At 58.4% G+C, this 11,868-nt stretch carries 9 protein-coding genes; 5 read left to right on the top strand and 4 right to left on the bottom strand.

Going from position 1 to position 11,868, the window contains the following annotated elements; genetic code table 11:
• Positions 1-10: 10 nt before the first annotated feature.
• Genes BLJAPNOD_RS32425 through BLJAPNOD_RS32440 form a run of 4 tightly spaced genes read right to left on the bottom strand, consistent with a single transcriptional unit; the run spans position 11 to position 4,015 of the window.
• A complete protein-coding gene (locus tag BLJAPNOD_RS32425; RefSeq protein WP_115422850.1) occupies positions 11-1,567 on the bottom strand; it encodes an SAVED domain-containing protein in 1,557 nt (518 codons plus the stop codon).
• Complete coding sequence (locus tag BLJAPNOD_RS32430) at positions 1,564-2,523, bottom strand: ATP-binding protein (RefSeq protein WP_115422851.1); 960 nt, start codon at positions 2,521-2,523, stop codon at positions 1,564-1,566. The genes BLJAPNOD_RS32425 and BLJAPNOD_RS32430 overlap by 4 nt, the downstream gene beginning before the upstream one ends.
• A complete protein-coding gene (locus BLJAPNOD_RS32435) occupies positions 2,523-3,041 on the bottom strand; it encodes a hypothetical protein (protein WP_115422852.1) in 519 nt (172 codons plus the stop codon). Before BLJAPNOD_RS32435 ends, BLJAPNOD_RS32430 begins: the two co-directional genes overlap by 1 nt.
• An 8-nt stretch (positions 3,042-3,049) precedes the next feature.
• Complete coding sequence (locus tag BLJAPNOD_RS32440; RefSeq protein WP_115422853.1) at positions 3,050-4,015, bottom strand: CBASS oligonucleotide cyclase; 966 nt, start codon at positions 4,013-4,015, stop codon at positions 3,050-3,052.
• 578 nt (positions 4,016-4,593) lie between these two features.
• On the opposite strand from BLJAPNOD_RS32440, the gene BLJAPNOD_RS32445 reads away from it, so the two are divergent.
• From BLJAPNOD_RS32445 to istB, 5 genes are all read left to right on the top strand, one after another.
• Complete coding sequence (locus BLJAPNOD_RS32445; RefSeq protein WP_147294625.1) at positions 4,594-5,301, top strand: helix-turn-helix domain-containing protein; 708 nt, start codon at positions 4,594-4,596, stop codon at positions 5,299-5,301.
• Positions 5,302-5,306: 5 nt separating this feature from the next.
• Positions 5,307-7,553 (top strand): AAA family ATPase, encoded by a 2,247-nt coding sequence (locus tag BLJAPNOD_RS32450; RefSeq protein ID WP_115422855.1) that lies wholly within the window; start codon positions 5,307-5,309, stop codon positions 7,551-7,553.
• The gene (locus tag BLJAPNOD_RS32455) at positions 7,550-9,043 is read left to right on the top strand and encodes a hypothetical protein (protein WP_115422856.1); all 1,494 of its coding nucleotides are present in this window, start codon (positions 7,550-7,552) and stop codon (positions 9,041-9,043) included. Before BLJAPNOD_RS32450 ends, BLJAPNOD_RS32455 begins: the two co-directional genes overlap by 4 nt.
• A gap of 373 nt (positions 9,044-9,416) precedes the next feature.
• Positions 9,417-10,952, top strand: coding sequence for an IS21 family transposase (istA, locus tag BLJAPNOD_RS32460; protein WP_057208875.1), 1,536 nt, complete (start codon positions 9,417-9,419; stop codon positions 10,950-10,952).
• A gap of 11 nt (positions 10,953-10,963) precedes the next feature.
• The gene (istB, locus tag BLJAPNOD_RS32465; RefSeq protein ID WP_025431003.1) at positions 10,964-11,719 is read left to right on the top strand and encodes an IS21-like element helper ATPase IstB; all 756 of its coding nucleotides are present in this window, start codon (positions 10,964-10,966) and stop codon (positions 11,717-11,719) included.
• The last annotated feature ends 149 nt before the right edge of the window (positions 11,720-11,868 follow it).

An 11,868-nucleotide genomic window follows, 5' to 3' on the forward strand; every position in this document is an offset into this window, starting at 1 on the left:
AGTTGGTTCTTTATTCAGATAGATTTTGTGGTTCGCTGGTACTGACACCATTGCCGGCGCTGATCGGCAGAGTAAGTGCCGGCGTATAAGTGCGAGCCTGTTCGAAGTCGAACTCGTAAAGACGAACGGGACCGAGGGCGGCCTGGCGTTGGCCGAGAAAGAATGAAAAAGCGTTTGGCGCTGCGATAAACAGATGCGTGCAACCGGAACCCGCGGGCCTTGCCTTGCGAACGGCATTGGTCGCTGCATCGGCAAGTTCGAAGGCATGCCGCCCACATGCCACCGATTGCGCCCCTGCGCCGGCGCTTGGCTGCATCAACAGAAGTCGTCCAACATCCGGAAGGTTGGCCTCGCAAAATCGACGTACATCTCCTGACAGGTCATGGGTAAGCCCGAGGGCGACCGCCAAATCGGGCTTATCTTGCTGAAGCTCGATCGTCTCACAGGTAAGCCGCGACCAGTTCGGATCGGGCGCCAAATCGTCTCCTGCCCACAACCGTCGACCTGTGCTGCGCTGTTCCAGTTCGATGTGCCGGCCCGACTTGATGTTAATGATTGAGCCTGCGGCAAATGCCAGCGTTACGTGGGCGTCGAGCGCCAGTCGCAGCCTCGGCTGTTGTTTGGCTGCCTTAAGCAGAAAGGCCCGAAGTCGAGGATAAAGCGTAGTTTCCCAGTCCTCGTCATCGCGGATATACCGTTCGTCGAACGCGGGGATCAGGTCGAGGACCTCGTGGCATCTTTCTTCGAGGCGGTCAAATGCGTGCTCGAACGATTTTACGCCGTACACGCGAGGACTTCCCTGACCAGATCCGAGCAAGCCCTCCCGCGCGCAGAGAGCCTGGAACCCGGCCCGATCAAATTCCAGCCGTCCTTGTGCCATCCACTGAAATACGAGATCGTCGTAAGGAAATGCACTTTGGTTTGCCGGAATGCGCTGTAGACCGACGAAGCCGAAGAGAACGTCCAGTTGCTCGCGCAGTGCGTCGAGCGTGTCGGTAGCCTCGCCAAACGCCAATGTGCGTGCCAGGAGCCGCAGTTCGTCCTCATCAATCTCCAGGTGTTCCCGCCAGGCTTTGCGCACCGCGCCCGCCTTACTATTGTCCGTTGCCGTGCCGTAGAGCCGTTCGAGCCTCATTGCGCCGGACCGGTTGCCTATCATCTCGCGCAAGGGATCGTTTCGATCAAGCCGCCAATTTGTCACCAGTTTGAAGCGCACGCCGGAACCTGCCGGGGCGTGAGCAATTTGCGCCTGCCGTGCCCTTTGCAGCAATGAACGGGCGTTCGCGTTAATGAACTCGGGATCGATCAGGTGGGTGTAGCCATAGCTGTCCGGCGTCACATGCCATTTACATTGGATGTGTTCGCGTCGAAGCGGATCGCCATACTGGTCGAGCGCGCTGCGCGCCGGATCATATTCCACCCAGACGTCGTCGAAGCTCTTAGGCCCCGTCTCGAAAGCCACGCGAGAAACGGCGCTTCCTGGGTCAAGCAGGCGGGCTGCATGCCACCAGAATAGGCGCGCCTGGAACGTGTCTCCATCGCGTCGAACAGTTACAGCTTGTGTCACGCAGGTTTCCTCATGCTGTCGTTCGGGTCGTGGAAGGGAGGTGTCGGGATCATTTCGCGAGCGATCTCCACGGCGCGTGTACCGTCGACCGGTCGCGACGGATAAGCGTCCAGTACGATCGCAGGCAAGAGGCGTTGAGTGATGTCCGAGAAAGTGAACCCGTGATCGCGAGAACCCTCAACAGGTCCGGTTGCAGCCACCAGGGCTTCGATATGGCCGCGACCAATACCGACAGGCTCGAGGCGGCTGGATAGCACAAATCGCCTTTGTTCGTTGCCGGGGCGGCCAAAACGCAGAACATCTGCCGCACGCCTCCGCACTGCCGGGTCGAGTGCGTTCAGTCGGTTCGTGCACATAAGAACGGCAGCGGGAAGTTTCGCATTGGCGATGCGGTCGATGCCACGGATGAACGCATTGACACCGGCTCGGTCCTCGTGATGCATTTGAGCGGTTTCGCGCGATTGGGCGATCGCGTCCGCTTCGTCCACCAACAGGATGACGGCGCCACGCGTTTTCCCGGAGGCGGACTTCAGGCGGCTAGCCTCAGTTACGGTATAATCGAAAGCCGCGCTAAGGAGCTGGGTCATCTCGCCAACGCGGCCCTGACCGCGAGTCGACAGGCTAAGCGGCAAGAGGGTGATGTCGATCTTCTCCTGTCGCGCCACTGCATCTCCGATCGTTTCTGCAAGTTCGGTTTTTCCAGAACCGACATCGCCGGCCAACACCACCAGGGGTGGGCGGCGCAGAACCGTCTCGATCAGAGGCTCAGCGCCCGGATGGTGTCGCGCAGCCCAGCCTGCGAGTCCCTCGGGATTGACCAATAGGCCGAGAATTTTGGCAAGGCGGCTCTTCTGGTCGTCGAGGCCGACAAGGCGCGCGAGCCGCGCCTGCGGTTCGAAGTCGGGATAGGCGATGCGGCGCTCGAAAAGTTCGTCCAATGCGGGTTTCGTGTTCATCAAAAGCTCCTGACGCTGGCGCGGTCGAGAGCCCGACCGCCGGATGAGTAAGTCCGATCGCTGGCGAGATAGCCGGAAATGCCCGGCTCCTCGGCATTGTTTCGGGTGAAGGGAAGCTTTGCCTCAAAAATGTCTCGCTGAGACTGCGGCAGTCGATGCCAGGCGGAACTATAGGTCAGATAACTGGAGAACCTGGCACCGCTGATGTTGGCGCCCGCACGGATTCGACCGGGATCGTTGTCGTCGGACGAAGCGCCTGCTAGGTCTCTGGCGGTATAGCGCAGGGTTGGCTCGATCCATTTCCCGTCCTTCTTGAAGCCATAGGTGACCGTGGCGAGATAGCCGGCCTTGATCAGCTCGGTCACCTCCGCCTCATACTGTGCGATCATGCTATCGGAGGGTTGGTCGTAGAAGCGCTGCATGCGCTTCAAGTCTGTTGCGACCTTGGCAGCCATGTGCCTGGCGTGGGTGACCGTGAAGGTCGAGCTTTCTGTTTCGGTGAAGCTGAACGATGACATGTTCGATCTCAGACCTGAAAAGAGGGACCGAAGACCTTCTGCCAGTAGGCGACGGTCAGTTGCTTGGTGGGAGCGGCGAGCGCGGCGTCGATAGCGTCGCCAGCATCGATGGCGGCATCGACGATGGCATCGGCGTTCGCCGCAGTGTAGAGCCGCGCGACGTTGTTGACGGCGTTGACCGGGTCGAAAATCTTCACGGTGTCGGATGACGATCCGACCGAGGTGACAGGGTAGTAATCGTCAAACACGATCAGCTGCCGAAAGTCGGTGCGGGCAATGTATGTGAAGAAGTGCTGGAGCGCCTCCGGATAGTCGGAGAAGTCCAAGCCGTCGTCGCACAGCTTGGCGAGAATCATTTCAACCATGAAGGACTTGAAGCGGAAGCCGTCACGTTCCTGCTTCATCCGGCGGGCCCAGAATTTCGCCAGTCGGACGACTTGGGCAAAGTGTTTTTCCTGAGCACGTTTTCGCTTGGCGGCGAAGTTCAAATGCAGCGGTATGCTTGTTTTCAGGAACGAACCGTCTTCCTGGCTGACAAGGTTTCCGTACCATTGCGCATCGCCGTCGTAGAGGATGGGCACCACATCCACATCAAGTCCCGACCCCCGAAACGACACGGTAACCGAATAGGTCTGAGGCTGCACCTGATCAGGATCGAAGTTCGGAAATGCTTTGCGAAGTCGCTCCGCCAGATACTCGAGTAGTTCCCGAACATCTTTCGGCGCATCGGCTCCGCTGATGTAGCAAGCTATGTCGATATCGTTGAGAGAGCGAAGTGCAGTGCCTTTTGCCAGGCTACCCGACAGCATGATCTTGCGGAGAGTGAAATTGGGATGCTCTTCAAGATAGCGTTCGAGTTTTTCGCGCAGGCGCCCTGCTTGCGCCCTGTATTCGTCGGCCTTGTCTTTGGGCAGGTTCACTTTGTCCTGCGCGAAAGAAGCGATCTCGTGGTGTCCTACGTGTTGGCGGGTCATGCTCGAGTTGCTTTCCTCAAGCGCTGTCCGAAGTCTGATCGTTTGCGAGCGTACCCGCAGTGCATTCTTGACATGATGGGTCCTTCCGTCCGGACCCGGCGGGTCCAGTACAAGCTGTTTCTGTAGGGCAACCGCAATCATCCACCGTTGGTTGTGACGGTGCTTGGCTCTTGCCTTGGCATGTAGAAAGCTTGGTGTTCTAGTCCTCCGCCGATCCGGCGAGGGCTTGACAATCGGGACCCCGGAGCGTCTTGTGTCCGGTGTTAGCGATCCGTTTGTACCGCCTCGCGTGGGTGATTGAACGATGATCCGAAGGCCGTTGGAGTTACCGCTCCGACGGCTTCTTCGTTATCGCGTCCTGCATTACAAAGTCTTCGAGGTGCGGACTCGCCTTTCCCCCCGTTTTCCCGCCCCATTTGCAATGCGGAAGTGTGTCATTACGGGATTCTGGAGGCGCGTCTTTACCTTTTCCCAAGAAGTCTCACCAAATCACATCCATGTCAACAACGGATCAATGATGCTAGTTGATCATTTACGGGTTCGACGGTAAAGTGCGTTTGACAATAGGGGTGGTTACAATGGCGATAGAGCAGTGGAACTTGTTGCGGCAGGTGACGGAAACCGCCAAGCTCGCATCGGAAATACCGGCGGGTCTATATTCGGCCGTAGCCGCGCGCTTGGAGGAGGTACTGGCGGATGGTTCTCGCGAGCGTGTTATGGCGCTCAACGAGCAGTTGTCTTCCTTCTTTAAAGGGTACCTCAAAAAGGCCGATCCCAGAGTAGTAGAGGCAATCCGTGGCGAGGCCGGTGCAGATTCAGACGCAGCGGTCGCGTTTGCGTTGGGGCAACTGAGCTTTGCCCAACTTCTGGCCGGCCAGGCAGGCAATCGCCGGGTAGACGAGCGATTTGTAGACATCATCCGCGAGAACGCCGATCTGGTAAACGCGCTGGCTGGTGGCGACAAGACGGGCGTGGAGCTTGCGGCGACAACAGGGCTCAGGGTCGAGACAGTCAGCCGTAAGCTGAAGATACTAAGGGAAATGGGTGTTCTTGACTATCATCGAGACGGTACGAGCCTGTTCAATTTCCTGACGCCAGCAGCCAAGGCGATCGTCGCGGCGTCGCAGGGCGTCGCACCCTCGCATGAACGCCGCAGTGGGGCGATCGTGCGGCGGACACTCGCGTCGCGACAAAATAAGCTCGCACAACACATGAGACATCCAATGACTTTTGCACAATCCGCAACTCAAGACAGCGACGATCGCCAAATTGGCCATCGGCGGTGAAGGGGATGGCAAAGGAAGGTCGCATCATAACCTTTTACTCATTTAAAGGTGGTGTCGGGCGTACGATGGCGCTTGCAAATACTGCTTTCCTCGCAGCCCAGAACGGCCACAGAGTGTTGGTCATGGACTGGGATCTGGAGGCTCCAGGCCTTGCCTACTACTTTCGTGGCCTTATGGAAGGGGCAGAACTCAAGAACCTTAAGGAATCTCGCGGGATCTTAAACTTGATGTGGGACTGGTCGCAGTCGGTTGCTGAAGCGAAGTCGCCACAGCAACTCGACCGGACCATCTCCGACTACGAGAGCGGCCAGGTCTTCGACGAACTCGTACGGCCGATAATGGCACATGACGACTTGCCGATAGACGCGGCCCTCGATTACGTCGGAGCCGGTAGCCCGCTCATCGATACCCCAGAGCCCAAGCCCTATGAGGATGCCTTGGCTCATTTCTCCTGGCCCGGATTTTTCAACGAGTGTGCGGGGGGGATTCTGCTTCAGGCTTTCCGTGATTGGGCCAAGAGCAACTACGACTTCGTCTTCATCGACAGCAGGACGGGCATGGCGGACGTGGCGGGCATTTGCACCATGCAAATACCGGACACCGTCGCACTTTGCTTCATTTTGAACCGGCAGAACATCGACGGCGTCGCCAAGGTTGCCGCTGCAATTCGTACGCGACGCGAAGATCGAATTGAATTGCGCGCGGTCCCGATGCGCGCGGTGGGCGTCGGTGCGTCTCTTGAGTCCGATGCGACAGCCAGGGCGTTGCTGCAGCTTTCCAAAATTGGGGGATTCTCGCCCGACGCAGCTCAGGAGGATTTCAAGGCGCTGTCTGTCAATGCCGCGCAGGATTTGCCCTATTATGAAACCCTCGCGCCGTTCGTTGCCCAAGATCCCGCGCTCGATTATCTGACACTCAACTATCTGCGCTTGGCAAGCCAACTCCTGAAAGTCCCACTGGACATACCGAGTTTCGAACCCGAATGGCTTGCCGCGGTGCAACGGCGTCTCCGGCCGACCCATGCAACCGTCGAATATGTTACGAAGCTCAAGGGTGCGGAGCCGAGCAGGGCCGTCGATGAACTCTCACGATTGATCGAGAGCGCATTCGAGGATGAACTTGACGGTGCTGAGCTTGATGACGAATACGTGTCTGCCTTGGTCGATACGGCTCTGGGCCTAGCCGACTACTCCGACAGCCCGTTCGGAGCCGTCGAGATGCTCAATCGTACAGTCGACCTGTTGCGCGCCTTAACGGCTGGCCAACCATCGAAGTGGAAGCACTCTCTGACCTGGGCGATCGAGAGATACCTATCAGAGCTCAACTTTTACCTGGAACCGAGTGAAGAGCTTGCCTTGCTCGAGGAACTCGACGGTCTTCTGGCCACCGCAACCACCGTCAACGCACGTCTACGGCGTATTTCAAACAGGCGTCGCGTGGCGCGCATCTATTTGAACGAGAACGAAGCCGACGCCGCAAACCAGACGGTTGGGGACCTCATCAAGCTCATTAAGGACTTTAGGGAAACTTCCGTGGCGGCCAGGGTTTCTCCCGAACAACTGGAGGAAGTCATCGTCGGCGATGTGGATGTATCCCTGTTGCGAGGCGAAATACTTCACGTCCAAGGCCACCCCGAGAAGAGCGTCAAAGAGTTTCGCGGAGGGCTGCGCAAGGTTGAGGAAGCTCCCGCCGGATTTCGGCCGGAGCTGTTGAGACTCCAATATGACCTGCACAGCCGCCTGGCTAAAGCGCCCGTTCAGATTGTCGGAATAGAGGAAGCGGCCGACCACGCTATCCAAGCAGTTCGGGCCGTCAGTTGGAGCGGTGGCACGAACGCGCTCGTTGTGCACTTCGTTGATCTCGCACAGGCCGTGCTGGCTCCCCGGGATGCGAGCATTGTCTTCGATTTCTTGGATGCAGCCTTTGGTGACGAGCGGCGGGGACATGCCCAATTCGCAAATTACTATGGCAGGCATCCAAGAACGGCGACGGTCTTTCTTAAAATATTAACCCAGTGTGCGAAGCAACTGTCGACCATGCAGCGCCCGCGAGTGCAATTGCTGCTTCGGCAAATGGCTACGATCGCAAATCTCGTTTACGCCAATCTTGACAGGAAAAAGCATACGATCGGAGAGAAGACGCTGGTGGACGTCCGCGAGCATCTTCTTGACCTGGGCGAAATCATCCAGCAGGTCGGGGTACCCTTCGAGTTCATATCCATATCCAGGCCGAGGCGTCCCCGTCCCCAATGATCAGTCTTCTCGATTTCGCGGGCTCATCGGCGGGGCCTTCTTCACTTTTCGTTGCGCTCTGGGAAGTCGCCAAGGATTGGGACCCGTCCGCCCGCGCCTCGGCGAGGCCGCCTGGCCCGCGTTTTGCCGCCGATATCGAAGGCGCGCTGCTATCTGACGGTATAGCGGAGGTGCGTGATGCTTTGCGGGACACGCTAAAAATCTCGGTGCTCGACCAGGCGAGCTACCGTGGCCAAATCCTTGCGGTGATGAAGGCTATAGATCGGGCGTTTTATACGATACATCCAAGGGTGGCCTCTCTGGCCCCTTCAACCGGCGTGGTGTCGAAAGTCCCCGAATGGCTGAGGGAGGCGCGTGAATGGCGGCAGGTGTTCGGTGTCTATCATGAAGACGAGGCCAGCCGACTAATCGCGCGAGGTCCGCTTTGCCGCCCTTCGCGTCATCCGACCTCTGCAAATGCCGATACCCTTGCTGATCGGTTCGCCGCATTGGAAGTTGTCCCGCGCTCGCTAAATCAATCTGGCCGCTTGGTATCGATCTCTCATAAGTTTCTGCCTGTCGACGCGGCGAGGGGCATCGAGGCTGCGGCGAACGTCGGTCACGAATCCATTGCGTTTTTTCCCGTAGCGGAGAATGCCGCGGACATAGTCAAGACTGAACACATGCGCGGGGAGCAACGGTTTGTCGATTTCCGCATTGCTCCGCATCTGGACGCGCCTGCCAGCATTATCAAGGGCCTAGCTGAGGCCGGACCGGTTGATATCGCGATCGCGGCAGAACTGACGGTTTGCGAAGATGACGCTGACACCCTGGCGCGCAGCCTGCTGCATCACGAGCCTGGGCTGAGGCTGCTGGTCGCAGGCTCTGGAGCCACCCGTGCGAAGAAGGACGAACAAGCGTGGAATGAGACGCGCATCGTAAACGGGATAGGTACCGAGTTGTGGCGTCAGCAGAAGCTGTGGCCTGCCGGGATAACAGCGAAGCTCTCGCAGGCTTACGGCCTCTCTGATCCAGGAGCCGGCCAAATTCTCGAGGATACCGCGTCGGGCGAAGCTGTGGTCGTCGTCGATGCCGACGGGCTTGGACGTTGCATCGTCCTCATCTGCCAGGACCTTCAGGCCCGTCCTCTCACAGATGATCTTCTGCGCCACTTCCAACCCGATTGGGTCTTTATCCCCGTGATGGACAGTGGCGTTGACGTGGGAAGGTGGGCCCACCGACGTTCCTTCGAACTGAGTGGTCTGTCACAGGCGCGGTTCCTTGTCGCCAGCAGTTTGACTTTGGCTCACTGGCTGAATGGGGGTGCCCAATCCATCCCGCCTTGTGGACTTGCGGTAGGCCCGGCAGTTCCTGCGCAGCCGGAAACCGACCCTACCTGTGACGACGAACGGGCAGTTGCTGTTGCGCATGTTGACCCATCCCGGCCCGGTTACGCATTCATAAGATGGAGGGACGGCGTGTGGAAGAAGTCGGTCGTCGGAGCGGAGTAGGGGCTCTACTGCGATCGAAACGACTGGGGGACTCCGCCGGGTCCTCGAAGCAATAAGTTGTCTGCCCTGTCCCTGCGAAAGCGCAGCTCTTCGATCGAGAATCTCCAGATTCTCACTTTCGAATAAACGTTGATTCAGCTCTTAGCCTGCGTATTCCGATGAAGCCGGCCATCGATTCCGATTTGAAGCCGGCCGGTCATTCTGCGGATTCCGACGTGAAGCCGGCCGCCATTCCAATCAAAGACCGGCCACCATTCCGATTTGAAGCCGGCCACGATTCCGATCAAAAGCCGGCCGGTTTTCGGCACTGAAGATTACCCCCTGGGTCAGCAACTTTGGCATCAAATGGACCACGAGCAACGTGGAGATTTTGATGCCGGCAAAGAGAAGGCTGACCATGAGACAGTTAAGACAAATGCTGCGGCTTGCCGGAAGCGGTACCAGCTCCCGCGAGATTGCGGTCATGTTGGGAATAGCGCGCAGTACAGTCCAGGATAATCTACGGCGGGCGGCGGAGGTCGGATTGAGTTGGCCTTTACCGGGCGATCTGACCGACGATGCGCTGGAGGGCAAACTCTTCGCTCGCAATGGCGTCAAGCAGGGCACCAGACGGCGTACTGAACCGATCTGGGCCGAGCTTGCCGTCGAGCTCAAGAGGCCCGGCGTCACCCTCCTGATCCTTTGGGAGGAGTACCGCGCTTCAAACCCCGATGGGTATGGATACAGCCGCTTTTGTGAGCTCTTCCGTGGCTTTGAACAACGGCTCTCTCCGACGATGCGCCAGGAACATGCTGCAGGCGACAAGGTCTTTGTGGACTATTCGGGAAAGAAGATACCGATCGTCGATCGCAAGACTGGCGAGATCCGTGAGGCGGAGATCTTCGTCGCCGTGCTCGGCGCTTCCAGCTTTACCTATGCGGAAGCGACCTGGACGCAATCGCTTCCTGACTGGATCGGCGCGCATGTCCGCCTGTTTCGCTTCATCGGCGGTGTTCCTCGGCTGATCGTCCCCGACAATCTGAAGTCGGGTGTCAATCGTGCCAGCTTTTATGATCCTGAGATCAACCGCAGCTACGGCATGATGGCCTCTCACTACGGCATCGGTGTTCTACCGGCCCGCCCCAGAAGGCCGAAAGACAAATCGAAAGTCGAGAACGGTGTCCGTTTCGCCCAGTCATGTATCCTTGGACGTCTGCGCAATCAGACCTTCTTCTCGCTGGCCGAAGCCAATGCCGCGATTGGCCAGGCACTCGATCGTATCAACGACCACGTCATGCGACGCCTTGGTGTCAGTCGCCGACAATTGTTCGAGAATGTTGAACGTGCCGCGCTCGCCAGCCTTCCCGGTGACGATTACGAGTTCGCGGAATGGCGTCTGGTTCGCGTCTCGACGGACTATCACGTCGAATACAAAACCTTTCTCTATTCCGTGCCGCATGGCCTCATCCGCCAGCAGGTCGATCTGAGAGCGACGGCGCGCACCGTCGAGATCTTTCACCGCGGCAAGCGCGTCGCCGTCCACCAGCGTCGCTATGGCGGTCCTCTTCATGGAACCGATCCGGAGCACATGCCCAGTTCTCATCGGCGATATGCCGAGTGGACGCCCGATCGCTTCCGTCGCTGGGGCGCATCCATCGGGCCCCAGACCGAAGGATTGATCATCGCTGTTCTCGCCAGCCGTCCACACCCTGAACAGGGCTTCCGAACATGTCTGGGTATCTTGCGCCTGTTTCGCGACATCACTCGCGATCGCGCTGAAGCCGTATCGGCCAGAGCCGTCGAGATCGGCGGGCTGAACTGCAAAAGCATTGCCTCACTTCTGGCCAACCATAAGGCCGCCAGGCATTCCGCCGAACCGTCTGCAATCATCGATCACGCCAATCTGCGTGGCCCTGACTACTTTCATTGAGGATAGATACGATGCTGACAAATCCCACCATCGACAGGCTGCGCGAACTCGGCCTTCACGGCATGGCCACGGCCTTCCAGGAACTCGACGCACAATCCGAGGCACGCGGCCTCGAGCATGGCGAATGGCTTGCCATCCTGCTCGAGCGAGAGGCTACCATGCGCCAACAGAAGCGCTTCGAAGCCCGCGCCAGGGCTGCTAAGCTTCGCCATGATGCGCAAATCGAGAACGCCGACTTTCGTGCCGCACGTGGCCTTGACCGCAACCTATTCATGACGCTTGCCGGTTGCGACTGGATCCGCAAGCATCACAGTCTTCTCGTTACCGGGCCGGCCGGGGTCGGCAAAAGCTGGTTAGCTTGCGCCCTCGGCCACAAGGCATGCCGTGAGGACTTCTCCGTCGCCTATCATCGTGTTCCAAGGCTATTCGCCTCGCTTGCCCTGGCAAGAGGCGACGGACGGTATGGACGGATCCTCAAATCGCTGGCCAAGACCGATCTGCTTATCCTTGACGACTGGGGACCGGAAAAGCTCAACGACGATCAGCGGCGCGATCTCCTGGAGATCATCGAGGACCGTTACGAGCGGCGGTCCACCATCGTCACAAGCCAAGTGCCCTTGGACCGATGGTACGAGATTATCGCGAACCCTACGCTTGCTGATGCCATTCTCGATCGCCTTGTTCACAGCGCCTATCGCATCGAGCTCACCGGCGAAAGCATGAGAAAACAGCGCGCCCCAGTGCTACCAGAAACACCACAAGCTTGACGTCAAACAAAACCAGATCCAAACATCAAAAAGACCCAGGATCAGTCCGATAAATGGCCGCCTTCAATTCGGAACGCCGGCCGGAATGAAATCGGAATGACCGGCCGGCTTCAAATCGGAATCGATGGCCGGCTTCATCGGAATACGCA

This window comes from Ensifer sp. M14, assembly GCF_003355565.1.
GTDB lineage: Bacteria > Pseudomonadota > Alphaproteobacteria > Rhizobiales > Rhizobiaceae > Ensifer.